21 protein-coding genes and 1 pseudogene are annotated in these 21484 nt (G+C 75.0%); 12 read left to right on the plus strand and 10 right to left on the minus strand.

Going from position 1 to position 21484, the window contains the following annotated elements; all coding sequences use genetic code 11:
• Positions 1 to 145 precede the first annotated feature (145 nt).
• Positions 146 to 586 (plus strand): VOC family protein, encoded by a 441-nt coding sequence (locus AB0H28_RS29395; RefSeq protein ID WP_358047180.1) that lies wholly within the window; start codon positions 146 to 148, stop codon positions 584 to 586.
• 49 nt (positions 587 to 635) lie between these two features.
• Positions 636 to 1250: pseudogene (locus AB0H28_RS29400) on the plus strand (hypothetical protein).
• A 34-nt stretch (positions 1251 to 1284) separates the two neighbouring features.
• Here AB0H28_RS29400 and AB0H28_RS29405 read toward each other — a convergent pair.
• From AB0H28_RS29405 to AB0H28_RS29435, 7 genes are all read right to left on the minus strand, one after another.
• On the minus strand, positions 1285 to 1851 hold the full coding sequence (locus AB0H28_RS29405; protein WP_358047183.1) for a hypothetical protein: 567 nt from the start codon (positions 1849 to 1851) through the stop codon (positions 1285 to 1287).
• Positions 1848 to 2627 carry a class I SAM-dependent methyltransferase gene (locus tag AB0H28_RS29410; RefSeq protein WP_358047185.1) on the minus strand — a complete coding sequence of 260 codons (780 nt, stop codon included), beginning with the start codon at positions 2625 to 2627 and terminating at the stop codon, positions 1848 to 1850. Before AB0H28_RS29410 ends, AB0H28_RS29405 begins: the two co-directional genes overlap by 4 nt.
• Entirely contained in the window at positions 2627 to 3040 is a 414-nt protein-coding gene (locus AB0H28_RS29415; RefSeq protein ID WP_358047188.1) for a nuclear transport factor 2 family protein, read from the minus strand. Before AB0H28_RS29415 ends, AB0H28_RS29410 begins: the two co-directional genes overlap by 1 nt.
• A 365-nt stretch (positions 3041 to 3405) precedes the next feature.
• The gene (locus AB0H28_RS29420; protein ID WP_358047191.1) at positions 3406 to 3864 is read right to left on the minus strand and encodes an HNH endonuclease; all 459 of its coding nucleotides are present in this window, start codon (positions 3862 to 3864) and stop codon (positions 3406 to 3408) included.
• Positions 3865 to 3920: 56 nt separating this feature from the next.
• Positions 3921 to 4229, minus strand: a complete 309-nt coding sequence (locus tag AB0H28_RS29425) for a hypothetical protein (RefSeq protein WP_358047194.1) — start codon at positions 4227 to 4229, stop codon at positions 3921 to 3923.
• 270 nt (positions 4230 to 4499) lie between these two features.
• The gene (locus AB0H28_RS29430) at positions 4500 to 5675 is read right to left on the minus strand and encodes an XdhC/CoxI family protein (protein ID WP_358047197.1); all 1176 of its coding nucleotides are present in this window, start codon (positions 5673 to 5675) and stop codon (positions 4500 to 4502) included.
• Positions 5668 to 6246 (minus strand): nucleotidyltransferase family protein, encoded by a 579-nt coding sequence (locus AB0H28_RS29435; RefSeq protein ID WP_358047200.1) that lies wholly within the window; start codon positions 6244 to 6246, stop codon positions 5668 to 5670. The genes AB0H28_RS29430 and AB0H28_RS29435 overlap by 8 nt, the downstream gene beginning before the upstream one ends.
• A gap of 105 nt (positions 6247 to 6351) precedes the next feature.
• On the opposite strand from AB0H28_RS29435, the gene AB0H28_RS29440 reads away from it, so the two are divergent.
• The 5 genes from AB0H28_RS29440 (at position 6352) to AB0H28_RS29460 (ending at position 11784) form a co-directional block, all read left to right on the plus strand.
• Entirely contained in the window at positions 6352 to 8181 is a 1830-nt protein-coding gene (locus AB0H28_RS29440; protein ID WP_358047203.1) for an acyl-CoA dehydrogenase, read from the plus strand.
• Positions 8178 to 9218, plus strand: a complete 1041-nt coding sequence (locus tag AB0H28_RS29445; RefSeq protein WP_358047206.1) for a phosphate acyltransferase PlsX — start codon at positions 8178 to 8180, stop codon at positions 9216 to 9218. The genes AB0H28_RS29440 and AB0H28_RS29445 overlap by 4 nt, the downstream gene beginning before the upstream one ends.
• 78 nt (positions 9219 to 9296) lie before the next feature.
• Positions 9297 to 10253, plus strand: coding sequence for an ATP-binding cassette domain-containing protein (locus tag AB0H28_RS29450; RefSeq protein ID WP_358047209.1), 957 nt, complete (start codon positions 9297 to 9299; stop codon positions 10251 to 10253).
• Positions 10250 to 11023 (plus strand): ABC transporter permease, encoded by a 774-nt coding sequence (locus tag AB0H28_RS29455; protein WP_358047212.1) that lies wholly within the window; start codon positions 10250 to 10252, stop codon positions 11021 to 11023. Before AB0H28_RS29450 ends, AB0H28_RS29455 begins: the two co-directional genes overlap by 4 nt.
• Positions 11020 to 11784 (plus strand): ABC transporter permease, encoded by a 765-nt coding sequence (locus AB0H28_RS29460; RefSeq protein WP_358047215.1) that lies wholly within the window; start codon positions 11020 to 11022, stop codon positions 11782 to 11784. Before AB0H28_RS29455 ends, AB0H28_RS29460 begins: the two co-directional genes overlap by 4 nt.
• Positions 11785 to 11797: 13 nt before the next feature.
• Here AB0H28_RS29460 and AB0H28_RS29465 read toward each other — a convergent pair whose 3' ends face one another.
• Positions 11798 to 12637: a thioesterase family protein gene (locus AB0H28_RS29465; RefSeq protein WP_358047217.1), complete on the minus strand. Its 840-nt coding sequence runs from the start codon at positions 12635 to 12637 to the stop codon at positions 11798 to 11800.
• Positions 12638 to 12715: 78 nt separating this feature from the next.
• On the opposite strand from AB0H28_RS29465, the gene AB0H28_RS29470 reads away from it, so the two are divergent.
• Both AB0H28_RS29470 and AB0H28_RS29475 read left to right on the plus strand, forming a co-directional pair.
• Positions 12716 to 13873 (plus strand): acyl-CoA dehydrogenase family protein, encoded by a 1158-nt coding sequence (locus tag AB0H28_RS29470; protein ID WP_358047220.1) that lies wholly within the window; start codon positions 12716 to 12718, stop codon positions 13871 to 13873.
• 34 nt (positions 13874 to 13907) lie between these two features.
• Entirely contained in the window at positions 13908 to 14981 is a 1074-nt protein-coding gene (locus AB0H28_RS29475) for an acyl-CoA dehydrogenase family protein (RefSeq protein WP_358047223.1), read from the plus strand.
• On the opposite strand, the gene AB0H28_RS29480 is transcribed toward AB0H28_RS29475, so the two are convergent.
• Positions 14960 to 15355 (minus strand): VOC family protein, encoded by a 396-nt coding sequence (locus AB0H28_RS29480; protein WP_358047226.1) that lies wholly within the window; start codon positions 15353 to 15355, stop codon positions 14960 to 14962. The two genes, AB0H28_RS29475 and AB0H28_RS29480, sit on opposite strands and share 22 nt — an antisense overlap.
• Positions 15356 to 15433: 78 nt before the next feature.
• Here AB0H28_RS29480 and AB0H28_RS29485 point away from each other — a divergent pair, with 78 nt between their 5' ends.
• Complete coding sequence (locus AB0H28_RS29485) at positions 15434 to 16960, plus strand: GMC family oxidoreductase N-terminal domain-containing protein (RefSeq protein WP_358047228.1); 1527 nt, start codon at positions 15434 to 15436, stop codon at positions 16958 to 16960.
• A 35-nt stretch (positions 16961 to 16995) separates the two neighbouring features.
• Here AB0H28_RS29485 and AB0H28_RS29490 read toward each other — a convergent pair whose 3' ends face one another.
• Positions 16996 to 18282 carry a condensation domain-containing protein gene (locus AB0H28_RS29490; RefSeq protein WP_358047231.1) on the minus strand — a complete coding sequence of 429 codons (1287 nt, stop codon included), beginning with the start codon at positions 18280 to 18282 and terminating at the stop codon, positions 16996 to 16998.
• A gap of 79 nt (positions 18283 to 18361) precedes the next feature.
• On the opposite strand from AB0H28_RS29490, the gene AB0H28_RS29495 reads away from it, so the two are divergent.
• Positions 18362 to 19330: a ferritin-like domain-containing protein gene (locus AB0H28_RS29495; RefSeq protein WP_358047234.1), complete on the plus strand. Its 969-nt coding sequence runs from the start codon at positions 18362 to 18364 to the stop codon at positions 19328 to 19330.
• Between the two features lie 11 nt (positions 19331 to 19341).
• A partial coding sequence (locus AB0H28_RS29500) for a condensation domain-containing protein (protein WP_358047236.1) occupies positions 19342 to 21484 on the plus strand: 2143 nt, incomplete at its 3' end.

Below are 21484 nucleotides of genomic sequence, written 5' to 3' on the forward strand. Positions count from 1 at the left end.
CTGAACGCCTTCCAGATCGCCTTCGAAGGCCGGCTCACCCCGGCCAACCACTGACCACCTCAACAACCAAGATCAGCCGTTAACTTGACAGACCCGCGCGGCTCGGCGTGCCGGTGACGTCGTACCTCGGTCCTATCCTCGGGGCGTGACGATTCACCGGATGGACAACGTCGGCATCGTGGTCGACGACCTCGACGCCGCGGTCGCCTTCTTCACCGCGCTCGGCATGGAGCTGGAAGGCCGGATGCCGATCGAGGGTGACTGGGCGGGCCGCGTCGTCGGGCTGTCCGACATGCGCAGCGAGATCGCGATGATGCGGATCCCGGACGCGCCGGGTCGGCTCGAACTCGCGACCTACCACGCCCCGACGTCGATCATCCCCGAGCCGGCGGTCACCCCGGCCAACACGCTGGGCCTGCACCGGGTCATGTTCGCCGTCGACGACATCAAGGCCACGCTCGCCCGCCTGCGTCCGCTCGGCGGCGAACTCGTCGGCGAGGTGACGCGCTTCGAGGACAGCTTCCTGCTCTGCTACCTGCGCGGCCCGAGCGGGATCATCCTCGCCCTGGCCGAGCAGCTGAACTGAGACGTAGGCCCACCGCGGGGGCCGGGCCGCGCCTGCGTACCCTCGGGCCATGACTCGACGGGGGTGGGGCCTGGTCGTCGTCGCCGCGAGTGTGCTGGCGTTGGTGTCGCTGGCCTCGAACGTGACGACTGCGGGCCAACTCGAAGGCCGGGCGGACACCCTGTTGGCCAGCCGGTTGACACTGAGTCAGTTGGTCAACGCCGGGAGGCCTGGGCCGGGTTGGCAGTGCTGTCCGGGTGGCTCGTCCGGCGCCCGCGCCGGCCGCCGCCGCGGGAGTCGTCGCCCTGCTCACCGCCTGCGTCGTGCACTACGGCGTGGGGACGGCGTTCGGGATGTTCGACCGGGGCGACTGGGCGGCCAACCTGTTCTGGCTGGCGGCGGCCGTGGTCGTCGGCGGCCCGCTCGGCCTGGTGGGCGCGATCGCCCACCGGGCGGATCCGTGGGGGCTGGCCGCCCGCCTCGTCGTCCCGCTCGGCGCGATGCTCGAACCGTTCGTCGTCGGTCGGTTCACCACCCCCGCAACCTGCCCTGGCCGAGCCGGGTCGCCGACGTCGTCAGTGGGCTGGTGCTGATGGTGGCCGGAGTCGTGGGCTGCGCGCGGATCTTCGGCACCGGCAGGCGGCGGACAGCAATGCCTGGGCAAAGGCCGACCGCCGAAGTCTGAGCACCGTCGTCCCAGGTCAGGAGCCCGGCCGCGCTCAGCCGCGCGCCGCCCGCCAGGTCCAGGCGCTCCGGCGCGGTCGACCGCCCAGCGGGGCGCGGCCGGTCAGCCAGAGCAGCACCGGCGCCGGGTCACCGGCGGGCGCGTCGGGGAACAGCCGTCGCACCACAGCCGCGCACAGCTCGGCCGGCGGTGGCCAGGCCAGGCCGAGGCCCCGGGCCACGTCGTGGGTGTGCAGCAGGATCTCGGCCACGCCCATCGCGGCGAACCCGTCCGCGTCGCACGGACCCCAGTGCCAGCCCCGGTCGGCCAGGTCGGCGGCGTCCACCACGGCCGCGAGCATCCCGGCGGCGGCCACCGCCACGGCCAGCACCTCGGCGGGCGGTGCGTCCGGACGGACCCGCAGGTCGAACGGGAGGTAGCCGTCGGTGCGACGGCCGGCCACCTGGCCGGCGTATCCGACCAGGTCGTGCGCCACGTGCGCGGCGGTGGTCCAGCAGGACCAGTCCAGGTCGCCCGCGCGTACCGTCCAGTCGCGGTCGGCGGCCGGCAACAGCGCGGCGGCCATCGCCGTGGCGGCCGCGCGGACGTCCGCGCCGTTCACCGCCGCCGCACGCGCAGCACGCAGGTCAGCATGGGCACTGTGAACTCACCGTGCGCGGTCTCCGGGCGGCTCGCCAGGTACGCGCGGATCCGGTCGAGCGTGGTCGCGCGCTGCGGCTCCGGCATGACCAGCATCCCGGCCCGGGTGGCCAGCGTCGCGACCAGGGAGTCTGCGGCGCGGCGCTGCCCGTGCGGGAACTCGGCCTGCTCCGGGCCGTCGAACCGAGCCGGCGCGCCGTGTCTCGGCAGGTGCATCCGCGCCGTCTCGACCCGCCAACTGGCGGGTGTGTCTCGCGGGCCGACGGCCGCGCTCCCGCTGACCTCGGCCAGCCCGGCGACCCAGTCGACCCGGTCGTCCAGCACGTTCCACAGCCCGGCCAGCACGCCGCCGGGGGCGAGGACCCGGGCGATCTCCGGGCCCGCCGCCGCCATGTCGAACCAGTGCATGGCGTTGCCGGCCAGCACGGCGTCGACGGCGGCGTCCGGCAGCGGAATCGCCTCGGCGCTGCCCGACAGCGCCCGCGCGTCGGGCAGGGCGCGGCGCAGCTCGCCCAGCATGGCCGGGTCCGGCTCGACGGCGGTGACCTCGGCGCCGACCGCGCCGAGCGTGGCAGTCAGCTTGCCGGTGCCGGCGCCGAGGTCGAGCACCCGCCGGCCGGGTGCGGCCCGCAGCGCCCACCGGACCGCGGCCTGCGCGTAGTCCGGGCGGTGCTCGGCGTACGCGGTGGCCGCCGCGCCGAACGAGGACGAGTGCCGGTCGCGTCCGTCGGTCTCCATCAGCCGCCTCCCTCGTCAAGAGCGGCGAGCAGGGCCAGCGGGTTGATGTAGTCGCGGTAGGACACGATCCGGCCGTCCCGGACCCGGAACACCGCGATCACGGTCTGCTCGAACGGCGCGTTGGTCGCGACCACGCTGCCGCGGGCTTCGTATTCCACGACGACCACCTCCGGGTCGGTGGTCTCGTGAAGCACCAGGTCGCGGTGCTCGTCGATCGTGACCAGGGCATTCGCCGCCTCGGTCAGGTGCCGGCGGATCTGGGCGTGCCCCTGCGCGCGGCCGGGCACACCCGCCGGCCGGAACGGCCACTCGATGCACCCCTGCGGGGCCATCAGGGCCACGAACGCCTCGACGTCCTGCTCCCGGCCGGCGCGCAGCACCCGCTCGACGACCTCACGCGACGACGCTGGCATCGCTGCCTCCGGAGTGGATCGGCGTTGTTGGAGCCACCGTAGTACCGATCGCGGTGGGCCGGGTGCCCGCCGCGACCGGGCACCGTCGGCGCACCGACATGCGCGTGAAGCCGACATCGGTGTTCCTCAGCCGCCGCAGCGGGGACGCCGCCAGTCGCGGCACCGTGTGCACCACCGGTGAACGACCGGCAGGACGCGGCCTGACTCGGGCCGTCCGGCTCATCGGCCACGCACGCCCAAATTAAGAAATTACCAGCAACAATATTTCTTCAATTGGACGGACATTATGGACAAGTTGGGCTAGCACCATAATGACAGTTCTTGTGCGTAAGGATTTGAACTGGTGTAGCAGGACTCGGCTCCGGTCAGGGTCGATAACCGGCCCGGGCGGCGGCCACCTCGGCGGCACGCCGCTCGCGCCACCGCCGTTGGGCATCGCTGTTGCAGCGTCGGCACACCTTCCGGAGCCGCCCGGTGGCCGGGTCGACCTCCCGCTCGTGCCCGTTGCGGCACGTCGGCCGTTGTCGACGCTCCCGGCAGTTGTCGGCGTGGCTGAGCTGACGCAGGTGGGTCGGCTCGATGCAGTCGGGGACTCCGCAGTCGTGCCGGACCTCCAGGTCCGGCCGGTAGCCGCCGACGAACACCGCGTAGGCGGCGACGTGCGCCCAGGCCCGTCCGGCGAGCTTCTGGTGGACCCCGCGCCGGCCGCCGTAGCCGCGCACGATCAGGCAGCCGGCGGGCGAGCGCTCCGAACGGCTCAGCAGGTAGGCCCGCAGCGACTCCTCCGTGAAGTGTCGGGACAGCCCGGTCACCTGCGACAGCATGCGGGGAGGATACGAGAACGTGGGCCGCCCGCCGGTGCGGGCGGCCCACGACCGCCTCAGCGTTGGGCGCGGTCGTCGATCTCGGTGCCGGAATCGCCGGGCCGGGCGCCGATCGCCTCCTCGGCGGCGCGACCGCCGGTGCTCTCGTCGCCCTGCCGAAGCGAGCTGCGGGGCAGTCCGGCCAGGTGCGCCGGGTCCTCGATCGGCTGGTCCGGCCAGTCGTCCTGGGTGCCGTCGGCCAGTCCGGCGCGGCGCAACACCTCCACCAGGTCGTCGTGCGACAGACGCTCGGCATCCGGAATCCCGGCCCCGCGCGCCATCGACTGCAGCGTCTTCAGGTCTTCGCTCACGAATGTCTCGGCCATGCCCGAGCCTTCCCGGCGCTCCGGACAAGGAAACCGGTGCGGGCCCGGAACCTCGGGGTTCTCCCGGTTACGCCGCGGTGACGGCGACCGCACTGCCCCCTCTGGCGGCGACACGCCCGGGTGAGGGCCCGTCCGTAGCTTCCAGCGAAAAACCAACGCTGAGGCCCCTTGATCACCTCGGCGATCAAGGAGTACGGGGCGCTGCGCCGCACCGCCTACGCCGCCCGCTACCGCGCGAGCCGCCAACCGGCCGGTCCGTCTCACCCGCGGTCACGGCCGGCCGCCCTCTGCGCTGAGCAGGGCGTCGTTGGTGTACGGGTGGGCCGACACCTCGAACGGGCCGGCCGGCGACGTGTGGATCCGTCCGCGGCCACGGCCGAGCGGCCCACCGGCCCGGCCGGCGCGGACCGCGATCACCTCGGCGGCGATGCTCACCGCGGTCTCGGCCGGCGTGCTCGCGCCCAGGTCCAGCCCGGCCGGGCCGGCGAGCCGGACCAGCGCGCCCTCGTCGAGGCCGTCCTCGCGCAGCCGGGCGAGGCGCTCGGCGTGCGCGCGGCGCGACCCCACGGCGCCGACGTAGGCGGCCGGGCCGGCGAGGGCCACCCGCAGCAGCGGCAGCTCGAACTTCGGGTCGTGGGTCATCGCGATGAGCACGCTCCGCCCGTCCACCCGGGCGGCGGCGGCCTCGGCGGCCAGGTAGCGGTGCGGCCAGTCGACGACCACCTGGTCGGCCGCGGGAAAGCGCCGGTGGGTGGCGAACGCGGGCCGGGCGTCGCAGACGGTCACCCGGTAGCCGAGCTGGGCGCCGAGCGTGGCCAGCGCCGCGACGTGGTCGGTCGCGCCGAACAGGATCATCCGCGGCGGCGGCGGGTATGCGGTGACGAGCACCGCGACGTCGTCGCCGTCGACGGTGTGCCGGCGCACCTCGGTGCGACCGGCGGCCAACGACGCCCGCGCGTCACGTAGCACCGCCGCGTCGAGCCGCGCGTCGCCGAGCGAGCCGTGCTCGCCCCAGGGGCCGGTCAGCATCCGCCGGCCCAGCCGGTGTCGGGGTCCGGCGACGCAGGTCAGCACCGCCACCGGCCGACCGGCGCACACGGCGGCGACCACCTCGTCCAGGCGGGGAAAGGTGACCCGGTCGAGGCGTTCGACGAAGATGTCGATGGCGCCGCCGCAGGTGAGCCCGACGCCGGTCGCCGCCTCCCGGCCGGCGCCGTAGCGCAGCGCCCGGGCGGTCCCGGTCTCGCGTGCCTGCTCGGCCTCGGCGTGCACCGCCGCCTCCACGCAGCCACCCGAGACGCTGCCCAGGACCACGCCGTCCGGGCCGACCAGCATGGTCGCGCCGACCGGCCGCGGCGCGCTGCCCGTGGTGCCGGTGACCGTCGCCGCGGCCACCGGCCGGTCCGCCAGCCACCACCGCAGCAGGTCGTCGAGGTGCTCACGCATCGAGCAGCCCCGCCTGCTCGGGCCGGTCCACGTCGGTGAAGTCGGCGACGTCGGCGCACGGCACGAGCCGTAGCCGGTCGCGGTGCGCGCGCAGGTAGTCGCGCGCGCCCCGGTCGCCGACCGCCGCCCGGGCCGCTCCGGCCCAGTGGTCGCGGCCGAGCAGCACCGGATGTCCGTGGCCCCCGTCGGGGTGGGCGGCCACCGCGAGCGAACCGGCGGTGGCGTCGCGGGCGACCCGGCGTACGGCGGCGGGGGTGAGGCCGGGCATGTCGACCAGGGTGACCACGGCGGCGACGGCGAGGGTGGGCACGAGCGCGGCCAGCCCGGCGCGCAGGGACGATCCCATGCCGGTCGGCCACGCCTCGTTGTGGATCACCTGGGGCAGTCGGGCGCGGGCGCGTACCTCGTCGGCGGCGGCGCCGAGCACCACCACGAGCGGGTCGCAGCCAGCGGTGGTGAGGATCCCGGCGGCGTGTTCGACGAGCAGGCCATCGCGGTAGGCCAGGAGCGCCTTCGGCCTGCCGTACCGGCGGCCGGCGCCGGCGGCGAGGAGCAGTCCAGCCGTGGCCATGGCCCGAGCGTAGCGGGAGAACAGAGATCCGGTATCCCTTGCTTGTTGGTTTCTCGCCTAGCATGTATCTCGTATGTGCTGTCGGGATGGCGGTGAGGTGCCGGGGTGACCCCAGACGAAGCGCCCGCGTGGCGGCGGCTCAGCCCGTTGCCCCTGGACCGGCTGGTGCCGCTGCCGGCCCTGGCCGACCACTTGGACCGGCCCGGCGTCGCGCGGCGCCTGGCCGAGGCCGACGCGACCCGCACACCCCCGGACGACGTGCTGGGCGAGTTGCGCTCGCTCGGCGTCGCGGCGGTGTACGACCCGGACACGGCCACCGCTGTGCACGTCAACGCGCTCAACGCCGTCCTCGCGCGGCACAGCGGCAGCCTCGCCATCACGCTCGGGGTCAACGCGCTGGCGCTGCTGCCGCTCTACATCGCCGGCACCGCGACGCAGCGCGACCGCGCGGGCGCCGTGCTGCGCGCCGGCGGCTCGGCGGCCATGCTGCTCACGGAGCTGGCGCATGGCAGCAACCTCGCCCGCATCGCGACCCGGGCGGTGCCGGACGGCGACGGCTGGCGGCTCACCGGCGAGAAGCACCTGATCAACGGCGGCCGGCGGCACGAGCTGCTGGTCACCCTGGCCCGGGTCGACGGCGGCGAGGATCTCGGGCTGTTCCTCGCCGAACGGGACGGCTCGGTCGACGCCCTGCCTGCCTGGCGCACCCTGCCCACGGCCGCCGCCGACATCTCCGGCGTACGCCTCGACGCCACCAGGGCGCAACCGGTCGGCGCGCCCGGGGACGGCGCGGGCGTGCTGCGGCTGACCCTCGCGCTGTCCCGGGGCGGCATCGGCTCGCTGGCCTCGGGCGCCGCCAGCGGGGCGCTGACCCAGGCGGTGAGCTACGCCCGGGAGCGCGACGTCTACGGCGAACCGATCGTCGGCCTGGGCGCGATCACCGAACACCTGTGCCGGGCCACCGCTCTCGACGTGCTGGTCGCGGCAGCCGCCGTCAAGGCCACCTTTCTGATCAACACGCTCGGGCCGGCCGCCGCGCACGCCACCGCCGTGGCGAAGTACGCCTGCTGCCGGCTGGCCGAGGAGGCCGTCACCGAGGGCCGCACGGTGCTCGGCTCCCGGGCCCTGGTCGAGGAGTTCGGCTACGCCGCCCGGGTGCGCGACGTGCTGCTCTACGGCGTCTTCGACGGCACCAGCCACATCCTGCTCGACCAGTTGCAGTGGCGGCTGGAACGCTTCGCCGCCGGCCCGCCCCGGGGCGCGGACGGCTACCGGACACTGGCCGAGGCGTACCGCACCGGGCCGCAACCCCTGGTCCAGGTGGCCCGGTTGCGGGTGCGGCCGTTCGCGCCGAACCCCGCGACGCGCGCCGCGACGCTGGCCGCGGCCACCGGCCGGCCGGCGGTGGGCGCGTTGGCGACGCTCCTGCGGCGCCTGTTCGACCTGGTCGGCCGGGCCCGCCGCAGCGGGCGCTGGACGGCCGACCAGGCGTGGCGGTTCGCCGGCGCGGCGGTCCTCGCGGAGGCCGAGGCGCTGCTGGCCGCCGTCGAGCTGGTGGATCCGCACGCCCGGGCCACGGCCGGCCTGTCCGGACGCGCCGGGGAGGTCGACGAGGCCGCGCTCGGCTACGCGCTCGGTTGGCGGGGCGCGGTGCTCGCCGTGCGGGTCGACGACCTCGCCGCCGACCTGGCGGCAGACGATCCACCCGGACCCGCGGCGGCGCGGACCGACGACCTGCTCGTCGCGTTCGCGGCCGAACGCGCCCCGGCGCGCGCCGCGCTGCGACGCTGGCTGACCTCGACGCCCGCCGGCCGGTCGCGGTCAGGTCCGATCCCGCCACCGGCCGCCGCATCGGACCGACCGGCACGGCGGCCGGAACCCGCACCGGACGGCGCCGGTCCGGGGGACCGGTCGGCCGCCGGGGCGTCGCGGTGAGCGCCGCCGGGCACCGGCCCCGGGTGGCCGTCGACGTCGCCGGCGCCGACCTCGGGCCGGAGCCGGTGGTCGCCGGCGCGTTGGCCGCCGCGGGAAGCACGGACGTGGTGCTGGTCGGCCCGCGCGAGCGTGTCCAGCCGCTGCTGCCCGGCGGTCGGCCACCGCCGGGGGTACGGCTGCTCGACGCCCCGGACGTGGTGGGGATGGCCGACGACCCGGTGGCCGCCACGTACGCCAAGCGGCGCTCGTCCCTGCTGCTCGCCGCGGCGGAGGTGGCGGCGGGCCGGGTCGACGCCATGGTGACCCCGGGCAACACCGGCGCCGCCGTGCTGGCGGCGGTGGCCCGGCTGGGGCGGGTGCGGGGGGTGACCAGTCCGGCCCTGGCGACGGTCCTGCCGGTGCCGGACGCCGGGCCGACCGTGCTGCTCGACATCGGCGCGACGACGGCCGCGCAGCCGGAGTGGCTTGTCGAGTTCGCGGTGCTCGGCGCCGAGTACGCCCGCTGCCGCCTCGGGATCGACCGGCCGCGCATCGGGCTGCTGTCCAACGGACACGAGGCGGTCAAGGGCGGCCCGGTGCGCCGCGACGCGCACCTGCTGCTGGCCGCGATGCCCGGCTACCTGGGCCAGATCGAGGCGTACGACGTGCTGGGCGGACGGGTGGACGTGGCGGTGACCGACGGGTTCACCGGCGACGTGGCGCTGAAGATGTACGAGCGCACGCTGGACGCCACGGTGGGTCTGGCGTTGGCGGCGGTGCGGGCGTTCTCGCCGATCGGCGCGCTCGCGCGCGACCGGGAGCGGCAGGTCACCGCGGCGGTGCGCCGGGGGCTGGCCGCCGAGGCCGGCGGCGCGCTGCTCGGGGTACGCGGCGTGTGCGTGGTCTGCCACGGCGCGGCCGGCCCGGCCGACGTGGCGGCCGGGGTGGACATCGCGGTCGAGTGCGTGCGCTCCGGTGTGGTCGACCGCAGCGGTGCCGCCTTCGCGGCGTCGTCACGCCGCCGCCGGGGGGTGCGGCGCGTCGCCGTCGACGGCTGACCAAGTCGTTCTTGTATCTGGTATTACACACACGAGCGTTGATATGGTGCCAGGGTTTCCTGGGGTGAGGGTGGTGCGATGTCAGAGCAGATGATCCAGGTCCACGAGCTGCGCCGGTCGTTCGGCGCGACGACGGCGCTCGACGGGGTCGGCTTCTCCGTCGCCGCCGGTGAGGTGGTCGGCCTGCTCGGCCCGAACGGCGCCGGCAAGACCACCACGATCCACTGTCTCACCACGCTGCTCAAACCGGACTCGGGCAGCGCCCGGGTGGCCGGGTTCGACGTGGTCGACCAGGCCGCGCAGGTGCGCCGCAGCATCGCCGTGACCGGCCAGTTCGCCGCGCTCGACGAGATGCTCACCGGCCGGGAGAACCTGGTGCTGTTCGGCCGCCTGCTCGGGCTCGACCGGCGGGCCGCCGCGGCGCGCGCCGACGAGCTGGTCGAGCGGTTCGACCTGGGGGAGGTGGCCGGCAAGGCGGTCCGGACCTACTCCGGGGGCCTGCGCCGCCGCGCCGACCTGGCCGCGAGCCTGGTGGTCGACCGGCCGGTGCTGTTCCTCGACGAGCCGACCACCGGTCTCGACCCGCGCAGCCGGCGGGCATTGTGGGAGGTGGTCCGGCAGTTGCGGGCCGACGGCACCACGGTGCTGTTGACCACGCAGTACCTGGAGGAGGCCGACCAGCTGGCCGATCGGGTGCTGCTGATCGACCACGGGCGGGTCGTCGCCGAGGGCACCCCGGACGAGCTGAAGGGCCGCCTCGGCGGTGCGGTCTGCGAGGTGCGGGTGGAGGACCCGCGGGCGCGGGAGGCCGCCGCCGCGCGGCTGCGGGAGGCGTTCCCGGAGCTGACCGAGGACGACGACGTGCTGCGCGTCGCCGCGGGGCCGGGCACGCTGACCGAGGTGGTGCGCCGGCTGGAGTCCGCCGGGGTGCAGGCCGACGACGTGATGGTCCGCCGGCCCACCCTGGACGAGGTGTTCCTGTCGCTGACCGGGTCGGCCGCCGGCGTGCCCGACGTGGCGGGAGCCGGGCGGTGAGCGTCGCGACCCCGCCGGCCGCCGGAGCGGCGCGACAGTTCGCCGTGCTGGCCGCGCGCAACCTGCGGCAGGCGCGCGCCGGCCGGTCGATCGGCCTGACCGTGGTGTTCCCGCTGACGTTCTTCGCCGGCTTCATGGTGGTGTTCCACCGGCTGATGTCCGACTACGGGATCGCCTACGAGCAGTTCCTCCCGCCGGCGATCGTCGTGCAGACCACCGTCCTGGTCGCCATGTCGGCGTGCTACATGGTCGCCGGTGACGCCCGCAGCGGGCTGATCGCCCGCTACCGGACGCTGCCGATGGGCGCCGCCGTGGTGCCCGCCGCCCGGCTGGTGGTGGACGCGGCGCGGGCCGCCGTCGCGGTGGCGGTGATCCTGGTCGCCGCCGTGGTGGTCGGTTTCCGGTTCACCGCGGGCGCGGCCGGCGCGGTGGGTTTCGTGCTGCTGGCGGTCGGCTTCGCGGTCGTGCTGGCGGCCGGCTGCGCCGCGTTGGGCCTGGGCGCCCGCGACCCGGAGCACGTCTACTCCGCGCTCACCCTGCCGTACCTGGTGCTGACCACGGTGTCCACCGCCTTCGTGCCGGTCGACGCGTTCCCGGGCTGGTTGCAGCCGGTGGTGCGGGTGTCGCCGTTCTCCGCCCAGGTCGACGCGCTGCGGGCGCTGTCCACCGAGGGCGCCGACCAGCGGGTGTGGCCGGCGTTGGTCTGGTTGCTGGGCCTCGGCCTGCTGTTCGGCTTCGCCGCCGCCCGTTCGTTCCGGAGGACCCGATGAGCACTGTCACCCAGGCGTCGCTGTTCGCCGGGCGCAACCTGCGCCGGTTCTTCCGTGCCCCGCCCGCGCTGATCTACTCGTTCGCGTTCCCGGTGCTGCTCCTGCTCACCCAGTTCGTGGTCTTCGGCCGCATCGTCGGCGACGGCGACCGCCAGCACTACCTGGAGCGGCTCGCGCCGCTGGTGGTGCTCTCGACCGCCGCGTTCGGCTCGCCGTCGAGCGCGGTGGGTTTCCTGCGCGACCTCAAGGGCGGGCTGGTCGACCGGCTGCGGACCATGCCGGTGCGGCCCGGGGCGCTGCTCGCCGGCCGGGTCGCCGGTGACGTGCTGCGCATCGTGGTCATCGGCGCGCTCACCACGGCGGTGGCGCTGCTGCTCGGGTTCCGGTTCCGGCAGGGCGCGGTGGCCGTGGTGGGGTTCTTCGCGGTGGTCGCCCTGTTCGGGGCGATGTGGGCGGCGATCGCGCTGTGGCGCGGTTCCGGCCCGGGCGACGAGGAGTCGCTGCCGCCGTCGCTTACCGGCCCGGCGACGCTGCTGTTCATCTTCTCCTCGGGGTTCGTGCCGGTGTCGGCGTTCCCGTCGGTGGTGCAGCCGGTGGTGCGGGCCAACCCGTTCTCGGTCGCCACCGAGGCGCTGGTCGGGCTCTCCGCCGGCGGGCCGGTGCTGGTGCCGGTGCTGCAGACGCTCGCCTGGGTGCTCGGGCTGGGTGGGGTCTGCCTGCTGGTGGCCCTGCGCCGGTTCGCGCGACGCACCGCCGGTTGACGGCGGCGGCCGGTCAGGCCGGGCTGGCCATCCGGTAGAGCATCTGCTGGCCGCCGGTGGCCAGCAGATGCCCGCCGTCGGACCAGACCCGGGCCCGCGCGCCCAGCGTGCCGCCGTTGGCCGAGGCGGCCTCGCCCTCGACCAGCAGCCACTCGCCGGCGTCGCCGCCGGCCTGGAAGCCGACGTACAGGTCCATGCTCGGGGCCATGAACGTGGTCCGCTCGAACGCCTGCACGATCGCCGGGAACTGCACCACGTCGACGGCGAACACCAGCCGGGCGGCGGCCAGCCACGGGTCCGCCCCGGCGGGCAGCGGCTCGTGCAGCCGCAGCCAGCCGCGCACGGTCGGCACGCCGTCGCGTTGCGGCGACCAGCCGCCGGCCGGCCAGCCGGACAGGCGTACCTCGTAGCAGCGTTCCCAGATCGGCAGCACCGGCAGGCCGTCGCGGCGCATCAGGTCGACCAGCGCCGGCAGTTCGTCGGGCTGGGGCAGCTCCGGCGCGGGCATCCAGCGGCGCTCCGGGCCGACCAAGCCGTCGGCGACGGTCCACACGTGCGCGGCGAGGACCGGGCGGTTGCGCTGGCGCAGCGTGACGTGGAACGCCGCGGCCCGCCGGGTGCCGTGCACCCGTTCGACCGTGAGGTCGGCCTCGCCGTAGCGGGCAGGGGCGAGGAACTGGCAGCTCAGGCTCACCGGCAGCAGTCCGCCGGCGGCGTCGCCGGCGGCGCGCAGGGCGACAGCGGCCAGGTAGCCGCCGTTGGGTCCCCACACCGACCAGTCCTCGGCCAGGTGGGCCTGGTAGCGCCCGGGCGCGGTCCGCTCGACCGCGGCGTCGTCCGCGAGACTGGCCATCCGGACCTCCTCCTGCGCGTGCCGCCCGTCGACACAAGATACTGCACATCAAAAGCAGATACGAGTACGATGCGGCGCATGGATCTGCGTGACAGCGCCGAGGAGGCCGCGTTCCGGTCCGGGCTGCGTGACTGGCTGGCCCGGTCGGTGCCGGTGACCGCCGGCGCCGACGGCGCACCGGCGCGGGGGCGGTGGGACGACGTCGACGCCAACCGGGCCTTCAGCGCCGCGCTGCACGAGGCCGGCTACGCCGGGCTGACCTGGCCGGTGGAGTACGGCGGACGCGGGCTGTCCCCGGTGCACCAGGCCATCTACCTGGAGGAGAGCGCCCGGGCCGAGGCGGGCGAACACATCGGCGTGATCGGCCTGGGCATGGTCGGCCCCACCGTCATCGCCTGCGGATCACCCGCCCAGCGGGCCTGGTACCTGCCCCGGATCCTCAGCGGCGAGATCATCTTCTGCCAGGGCTTCTCCGAGCCGGAGGCGGGCAGCGACCTGTCCGCCGTGCGGACGACAGCCCGCCGCGACGGCGACACCCTGGTGGTGACCGGGCGCAAGGTCTGGTCCTCCTACGCCCACCTCGCCGACCACTGCCTGCTGCTCGTCCGCACCGACCCGGACGCCAAACGCCACCGAGGCCTGTCCTGCCTGCTGGTGGACCTGCGCACGCCCGGTGTGACGGTGCGGCCGATCCGGCAGATGACCGGCGAGGCCGAGTTCGCCGAGATCGAGTTCGACGAGGTGCGGGTGCCGCTCGACGCGGTGGTCGGCGACCTCGGCGACGGGTGGCGGGTGGCGATGACCACGCTGGCCCACGAGCGCGGCACGTTCGGGTTCACGCTCACCGCCCGGCTGGAGGTGGCGTTCCGCCGGCTGGTCGCGACCGCGCGGGCGCGTGGCCGCGACACCGACCCGCTGGTGCGCGACCAGATCGCCGCCCGCTACGTCGAGCTGGAGGGACTGCGCTGGACCAACCGGCGTGCCCTGGCCGAGCTGCGGCGCACCGGGACGCCGGGGCCGGAGACGTCGGTGGTCAAGCTGCGCTGGTCGCAGGCGCACCAGCGGCTGACCGCGTCGGCCGTGCTGCTCACCGCCGGCGGCGAGCCGGACGGGTGGGACCGCTATTGGCAGCGCGAGATGCTGCGCAGCCGCGCCAACACCATCGAGGGTGGCACCTCGGAGGTGCTGCGCAACGTGATCGCCGAGCGGGTGCTCGGCCTGCCCAGGTCGTACTGACGCGCCGCCCGTCCCCTGTGGAGGAGACAGCACCATGGACTTCGCACTGACCGGCGAGCAGGAGGCGTTGCGCGACACCGCGGCGAAGTATCTCGCCGACGAGCGCGCGTGTGCCGACGACGACCGGGCCTGGGCCGACGTCGCCGGTCTCGGCTGGCTGGACCCGGAGCTGGGCACCGTCGAGCTGGCCCTGCTCGCCGAGCAGCTCGGTCACGCGCGCAGCCCGCTGCCCTGGTGGGCCGCCGTCGGCCTGGCCGGCCCGGCGCTGCACGCCGGCGGCCGGACGGTGCGCCGGCCGGCCACGCTGGCCTGGGCCGAGGAAGGATCCGGCCCCGGCACGCTCGCCGGCCTGCTGGCGGCGGACCGGGCCGGGGGCTGCGTCGTCGCCGCCGATGGCACCCTGACCGGGCGCAAGGTCGCGGTGCCGCACGCGGCGCAGGCGGTCGACCTCGTGGTCGCCGTGGCCGGTCCGGACGGCGTGGAGCTGCGGCTGGTCGACGGGTCCGCGCGCTGCGCCCGGTGTCCAGTGCCGCCGGACCGGGCGGGCCTGGACCCGACCCGGCCGGCCGCCACGGTGGAGCTGTCGGCGGTGGCGTCGACGCCGCTGGTGCCGGCACCAGCGGGCGCCGGCGTGCTCGCGCAGATCCGGCGGCGCACGCTGACCCTGCTCGCCGCGGAGGCCGTGGGCGTGGCGTCGCGCGCCCTGGCCTGGGCCACCGGGTACGCCACCACCCGCACCCAGTTCGGCCGGCCGATCGGCGCCAACCAGGCGGTGGCGCACCCGCTCGCGGAGCTGTACGGCCGGATCGAGACGGCCCGCTCACTCGCCTACCGGGCCGCCTGGTCGGTCGACGCGGAGCCGGGCCCGGCCGCCGACCGGGCCGTCGCCGCCGCCGCGGTGGCCGGGCGCGAGGCCGCGACCACCGCCTGCGAGACCGCCATCCAGACGTACGGGGGCAGTGGCTTCACCTGGGAGCAGCCGCTGCACCACTGGTATCGGCGGGCGTGGTGGCTGGCCACCTTCGACGGCACGGTCAGCGACCTGCGCGCCGAGCTGGCCGCGTCGCTGTTGGACGAGGCGACCGGTCAGGACGCCCCGGGCCGGTAGGAGCCGAAGCTCCAGATGTTGCCCTCGGCGTCGCGCACCGAGTAGCCCTGACCGCCGTAGTCCTCGTCGCGCAGCTTCTGCACGATCTCGGCTCCGGCCGCCACCAGCCGGTCGTAGTGCGCGGCCACGTCGTCGAGGACCACGTAGGTCGCGCCGGGGCCGGTCTCCAGCACCAGCCGCCCGTCGCTGCCGTCGGTCTCGGAGGCGAGCATGACCATGCCGTCGCCCCAGGTCAGCTGGGCGTGGCTGATGGTGCCGTCCGGACCGGGGACGACCAGGTTCTCGCGGAAGCCGACGACGTCCACCAGCCAGCGGACGGCGGCCGGCGCGTCGCGGTAGCGAAGCGTGGGGATGATTTCCGGGCCTGCGCTCATGCCGAACAGTCTAATGAAGAATCGCGGATAGCACATGCGCTGCCGATGGCATGTCGGATCTTCGGCTACGCTGAGCCCATGCTTCGCTACGACTACGTCATCGTCGGCGCGGGAGCGGCCGGCGCGGTGCTGGCCGCGCGGTTGAGCGAGGAGCCCGGGCGTTCGGTGCTGCTGCTGGAGGCCGGGCCCGACCTGGCCGCCGACGCCGGGCCGGAGGCGTTGCGCACCGGTTCGGTGGAGGCGGAGGACGGCTTCGACTGGGACCTGCGCGCCACCGTCGTCGGCGGGCGCGAGGCGCCGCTGCGCCGCGGTCGGGTGGTCGGCGGCTCGACGCGGATCAACGACCGGGGCGCGATGCGCGCGCCGGCGGCCGACTTCGCCGCCTGGGGCCGCGGCCTGCCGGAGTGGGACTGGCCGGCGGTGCTGCCCGCCTTCCGCCGGCTGGAGAGCGACAAGCAGTTCGGCGACCGCGACTTTCACGGCGCCGACGGCCCGGTGCCGATCACCCGCTGGGCTCGTGGGCAACTGACGCCGGCGATGGACGGGTTCCTGGAGGCGGTGCTCGCGCTCGGGCACGACTACCAGGAGGACATGAACGCCCCGGACGCGGTCGGCATCGGGATGTATCCGCAGAACCGGCACGACCGGCTGCGCATGTCGACCGCGCTCACCCACCTCGACCCGGCCCGGTCCCGGCCCAACCTGACCGTTCGCGGCGACGCGGAGGTCGAGCGGGTGCTGCTCGCCGACGGCCGCGCGGTCGGGGTGCGGGTCGGCGGCGAGACGATCGGCGCGGGCGAGGTGGTCCTCTGCGCGGGCAGTCCCTACAGTCCGGCGTTGCTGTTGCGCTCGGGCATCGGCCCCGCCGACGAGCTGCGGGCCGCCGGGGTCACGCCGCTGGTGGACCTGCCCGGCGTGGGCGCCGACGTGATCGACCAGCCGGGCGCGATCATCCTGGTGGTGCCCGAGCCGGGGGCGGTCGGCGGCGATTGGCCGCGTACCCAGCTGATCGGGCGGCTCGGTGGCATCCCGGGGCACGCCGCCGACCAGGGGTTCTACCTGAGCTTGTTCACCGGGATGAGCACGACCCGCGGCGCGGGCGCGGGGCTGGACCGGCTCGTCGGCGCCGACCTGATCAACACGGTGATGATCGGCGACATGGCGATGGCCTCGCGGGGCCGGGTCGGCGTCCGCTCCGCCGACGCCGCCGCGCCGCCCGTGGTCGACCTCAACTTCTACGCCGCCGACGGCGATCTCGCCCGGATGCGCGACGCCTACCGGCACGCGTGGGAGATCGCCAACCAGGCGGCGTTCACCAAGACCGTCTCCCGCTTCGCGCTCGTGGACGACGCGGTCGTCGGCGACGACGAGCAGCTCGACCAGGTGCTGCGCAACACCACGTACAGCCGGCTCAACCTGGTCGGTGGCGCGCGGATGGGCCCGGCGGGCGACGCCGGGGCGGTGGTCGACGGGCACTGCCGGGTGCACGGCGTGCCCGGCCTGCGAGTGGTGGACGCCTCGATCGTGCCGGTGCCGCTGCGGGCGCCGGCGGCGCTGACCAGCATCATGATCGGGGAGCGCGGGGCCGAGCTGATCCGGGGCTGAGCGCGCCGGCCGGACCACCGTCGTGGCGGTGCGGGTCAGCGGCGCAGCAGGGCGGACAGCGGCGTCCGCGGCTGCGCCACCACGGTGCGCGCGACCGCGACGTAGCCGTCCAGCAGCCGCTCGGCGTCGGCGGGCGCCAGCCGGGGCGTGTGGAACAGCACCACCCGCAGCCCCGGCCCGCGCGGCGCGACGGCCAGCTCGGTGCCGAACCGGCTGCCGATCGCCTCGGGCAGGAGCAGCTCGAAGTCGGCGTCGCCGACCGGGACCCGGTGGTCGAGTTCGGCCATCATCTGGAACACCACGTCGTCGACCCGGCCGCCCAGGTTGGCGCTGCCGGTCGAGACGGCCTGATAGGGCTGCTCCTGGTTGGCGAACGCGGCGGCGGTGGTCGCGTGGGTGGCCGCCAGCAGTGCCGGGAACGTGGCGAACGGGGGCAGCCGGGTGCGCAGCACCACCATGTTCGCGCAGAAGCCCACGGTGCGCTGGCTGTCCGGGTGGCTGCGGTTGGCGAACAGCGAGGCGACGGCGAGGTCGCCCTGCCCGGTGATCCGGTGCAGCACCGCGTAGTAGACCGCCAGCGTGACGGTGAACAGGGTGGTGCGGTGTTGCCGGGCCAGGTCCCGCAGCCCGCCGGCCACTGCCGCGTCGAGGTCGCGGCCCAGCACGCCCGGGGTGGCGCCCGGCGGTGGTTCGCGGTAGGGCAGCCGGGGCAGCCGCAGCCCGGTGAGCTGGGCACGCCAGAACTCCCGCTGCCGGTCCAGCTCGGTGCCGGCCAGCCGGGCCTCCTGCCAGGAGACGAACTGGCCGTACTGCCACGGCACGGGGGGCAGGTCGACGGGCCGGCCCAGGTGCCGGGCGTAGAGCGAGCGCAGTTCCTCGAAGAGCAGCCCGCACGACCAGGCGTCGGTGACCAGGTGGTGCATCGTGAAGCAGAGGACCACCTCGTCGTCGGCGACCCGCCAGGCGGTGGCCCGGGTGGGCCACGCGGCGACGTCCACCCGGTTGGACAGCTCGGTGGCGACGGCCGCCTCCGCCGCGGCGCGCGGGTCGGGAGCGTCGCGCAGGTCGACCACGGGCAGCGGGACAGGTCGCGGGTCCTGCACGAGCTGGGCCAGGCGGGGGCCGCGACCGGTGAAGGTGGTCCGCAGCGCCTCGTGCCGGGCGGTCAGCGCGGTCAGTGCCGCCGCCAGGGCGGCGAGGTCGACCGGCCCGGTCACCCGGCACAGCAGCGGGCAGTTCAGCGCTCCGTGGTCGGCGCGGTAGTGGTCGATGATGCCGAGCAGTCGCTGGCCGACGGAGGCCGGTAGTTCTCGGGGCGCCACGCTGCGACGGTACCCGGCCGCCCGCGTATCTGTCATCAAGGGTCTGGCATCTTGTGTTGTCTGTCGGTACCTTGGGCGCATGTCTGGTCTGTCGGTCACCACGCCCGTGCCGGCTCGGCTGACGTGGCGGTACGAGTCCGAGATGCCTCGGGTGCTCTCCCTCTACGAGCGGGCCAAGAGCGCACAGTGGAACGCCAGCACCGACGTGGACTGGTCGATCCCGGTGCCGTTCGGTGAGCCGCTGCCCGACGACTCCGCGTTCGCCATGGCCTCCTTCGAGGCGTCCCCGCTGGCCGCGCGCGGTCGCCCGATGTGGGACACGTTCCGCTGGGAGCTGCAGTCCTGGATGGTCAGCCAGTTCCTGCACGGTGAGCAGGGCGCGCTGGTGGTCGCCGCCCGCCTGGTCGAGGTGGTCCCCGACCTCGACAGCAAGTACTACGCGGCCAGCCAGGCCGCCGACGAGGCCCGGCACGTCGAGGCGTTCTCGCGCTACCTGCGGGAGAACGTCCCCGAGCCGTACCCGATCAACCCGGCGCTTGCCGAACTGCTGGAGGACCTGCTGTCCGACGCCCGCTGGGACATCACCGCGCTGGGCATGCAGATCATCGTCGAGGCGCTGGCGATGGCCGCGTTCCGGCTGGCCAACAGCACCTTCCACGACCGTCTCATCTGTGACATCACCCGGCTGGTGGCCCGCGACGAGGCCCGGCACGTGTCCTTCGGCGTGCTGTCGCTGGAGGGCATCTACGCGGAGATGACCAGCGCGGAGCGGGCCGACCGGGAGGAGATGGTGCTCGACTCGGCCAGCCTGATGCGCCGCCGGTTCCTGCTGGAGGACGTGTGGGACCGCATCGAGGTCGACCGCGACGAGGGCGTCGACTTCGCCGCGCACAACGAGCTGATGATCAAGTATCGGCAGGCCATCTTCGCCCGCGTGGTCACCGCACTGGCCAACATCGGCCTGCTGACCCCTCGGGTCCGCTCGGGCCTGGAGGGACTCGGCCTCATCGGGTTCGCCGACCGTTCGATCCGCCTACCTCGCGCCTGACCGGAGTGGACATGCCAGTGCTGACCACGCTGACCCTCGACGGCATGTGCGACGACGTCGCCGGGCTGCTGGAGGAGCCGGTGTCGCCGGACGACGACCTGCTCGAACGCGGTCTCGACTCGATCGGCCTGATGCGGCTGGCGGCCCGGTGGTCGGCCGTCGGCGCGAACCTGACGTTCGGCCAGCTCATCGAGCACCGCACCGTGCGACAGTGGCACGCCCTGGCGCAAGAGGCCGGCGGTGACCCGCCGCCCGCGCCGGCCGTCGAGGACGCCGAGGCCGTCGACCCGGACGCGCCGTTCGCGCTGGCCACCATGCAGCACGCCTACTGGGTCGGCCGGGCCGGCGAGCAGGCGCTCGGTGGCGTGGGCGCGCACTTCTACAACGAGTTCGACGGCCGGCAGGTGGACCCGTCGCGGCTGGAGCGGGCCGTGCGGGCGCTGGTGCGCCGGCACGACATGCTGCGGGCCCGGTTCCTCGACGACGGCCGCCAGCAGATCACCCCGGACGGGGCGTGGCCCGGCCTGACCGTGCACGACCTGCGCGACCGGACACCGGCCGAGCGGGACCGGCGCCTCGGCGAGCTGCGCGACACGCTGTCGCACCGCAGCCTGCGGGTGGACCGGGGCGAAGTGTTCGACATCCAGCTCAGCCTGCTGCCCGAGGACCACACCCGGATCCACGTCGAGATCGAGATGCTGGTCGCCGACGCGCACAGCTTCCGGGTGCTCCTGGCCGACCTGGCCCACCTCTACGACCGGCCGGACGAGCCGCTGCCGCCGATCGACTACAGCTACCCGCGCTACCTGGCCGTGCACGCCCGCCGCCGGGAGGCCGCGCGCCAGTCTGCGTCCGTCTACTGGCGCGACCGGCTGCCGGACCTGCCCGGCGGACCCGAGCTGCCGGTCGCGGTGGCGCCGGAGCGGGTCAGCGGGCACCGGGTGACCCGCCACCACCACTGGCTGCCCGGCACCGACCGGGACCGCCTCGCCGCCCGCGCCCGCGAGCACGGCGTGACCCTGCCGATGGTGTTCCTGACCGCGTTCGCCGAGGTGCTGGCCGCCTGGAGCAGCCGGCAGCGCTTCCTGCTCAACCTGCCGCTGTACGACCGCACGCCGTACCACCCGGACGTGCCGCTGCTCAGCGGCGACTTCACCAACCTGCTGCTGCTGGAGGTCGACGCCACCGACGAGGTGCCGTTCGTCGACCGGGCCCGCCGGCTGCACGAGCAGTTCACCCGCGACGTCGCGCACAGCGCGTACTCCGGGGTGGACGTGCTGCGCGACCTGGCGCGGCACCGGGTGGACCGGGCGGTGCTCGCGCCGGTGGTCTTCACCAGCGCGCTCAGCCTTGGTGAACTCTTCGGCGCGGACGTGCGGACGCGCTTCGGGGACCCGGTGTGGACCAGTTCGCAGACCCCGCAGGTGTGGCTGGACAACCAGGTCACCGAGCGTGAGGGCGGCCTGTACCTGAACTGGGACGTGGTGGCGGAGTTGTTTCCGGCCGGGGTGTCGGAGGCGATGTTCGACGCGTACGTGGGGTTGTTGCACCGGTTGGTCGACGGGGACTGGTCGGCGCCGGTGGGGTTGCCGGCGGGGCAGGCGGCGGTGCGGGAGCGGGTGAACGACACCGCCGTCGAGGTGCCGGTGGGTCTGTTGCACGAGGGGTTCTTCGGCTGGGCGGGGCGGGATCCGGGGCGGCCGGCGGTGCTCGGCGACGGGGTGTCGGTGTCGTACGGGGAGCTGGCCGAGCGGTCGTTGCGGCTGGCCGGCGCGCTGGTGCGGGCCGGCGTCGGGTCGGGTGACGCGGTCGGGGTGTGCCTGCCCAAGGGTGCCGAGCAGATCGTCGCGGTGCTCGCGGTGCTGGCCGCCGGGGGCGTGTACGTGCCGGTCGGCATCGACCAGCCGGCCACGCGGCGCAGGCGGATCCTCGGCCGGGCCGGGGCGAAGGTGCTGATCCGGGCTGCCGGCGATGAGCCAGCACTGGTCGGACCGGCCGACGAGCACGGGGGCGCCCCCGCTGGGGTCGGCCCGGTGGCCGACGAAGTCGTGCCGGGCGGCGGCGCGGTGGCCGGGGAGCTGAGCCCGGAGGGTGACGGTGGGCCGGGGCTCGAGCGGCCGGTGGAGGTGGATCCGGCGGCGCTGGCGTATGTGA

The organism is Micromonospora sp. NPDC050980, from assembly GCF_040653835.1.
Lineage (GTDB): Bacteria > Actinomycetota > Actinomycetes > Mycobacteriales > Micromonosporaceae > Micromonospora.

What these genes read in the sequence shown, in the direction of transcription:
- AB0H28_RS29410 (WP_358047185.1), bottom strand. Translation starts at nt 2,627, where the DNA reads ATGGAGACCGACGGACGCGACCGGCACTCGTCCTCGTTCGGCGCGGCG.
- AB0H28_RS29415 (WP_358047188.1), bottom strand. Translation starts at nt 3,040, where the DNA reads ATGCCAGCGTCGTCGCGTGAGGTCGTCGAGCGGGTGCTGCGCGCCGGC.
- AB0H28_RS29420 (WP_358047191.1), bottom strand. Translation starts at nt 3,864, where the DNA reads ATGCTGTCGCAGGTGACCGGGCTGTCCCGACACTTCACGGAGGAGTCG.
- AB0H28_RS29425 (WP_358047194.1), bottom strand. Translation starts at nt 4,229, where the DNA reads ATGGCCGAGACATTCGTGAGCGAAGACCTGAAGACGCTGCAGTCGATG.
- AB0H28_RS29430 (WP_358047197.1), bottom strand. Translation starts at nt 5,675, where the DNA reads ATGCGTGAGCACCTCGACGACCTGCTGCGGTGGTGGCTGGCGGACCGG.
- AB0H28_RS29435 (WP_358047200.1), bottom strand. Translation starts at nt 6,246, where the DNA reads ATGGCCACGGCTGGACTGCTCCTCGCCGCCGGCGCCGGCCGCCGGTAC.
- AB0H28_RS29450 (WP_358047209.1), top strand. Translation starts at nt 9,297, where the DNA reads ATGTCAGAGCAGATGATCCAGGTCCACGAGCTGCGCCGGTCGTTCGGC.
- AB0H28_RS29460 (WP_358047215.1), top strand. Translation starts at nt 11,020, where the DNA reads ATGAGCACTGTCACCCAGGCGTCGCTGTTCGCCGGGCGCAACCTGCGC.
- AB0H28_RS29465 (WP_358047217.1), bottom strand. Translation starts at nt 12,637, where the DNA reads ATGGCCAGTCTCGCGGACGACGCCGCGGTCGAGCGGACCGCGCCCGGG.
- AB0H28_RS29470 (WP_358047220.1), top strand. Translation starts at nt 12,716, where the DNA reads ATGGATCTGCGTGACAGCGCCGAGGAGGCCGCGTTCCGGTCCGGGCTG.
- AB0H28_RS29475 (WP_358047223.1), top strand. Translation starts at nt 13,908, where the DNA reads ATGGACTTCGCACTGACCGGCGAGCAGGAGGCGTTGCGCGACACCGCG.
- AB0H28_RS29480 (WP_358047226.1), bottom strand. Translation starts at nt 15,355, where the DNA reads ATGAGCGCAGGCCCGGAAATCATCCCCACGCTTCGCTACCGCGACGCG.
- AB0H28_RS29485 (WP_358047228.1), top strand. Translation starts at nt 15,434, where the DNA reads ATGCTTCGCTACGACTACGTCATCGTCGGCGCGGGAGCGGCCGGCGCG.
- AB0H28_RS29495 (WP_358047234.1), top strand. Translation starts at nt 18,362, where the DNA reads ATGTCTGGTCTGTCGGTCACCACGCCCGTGCCGGCTCGGCTGACGTGG.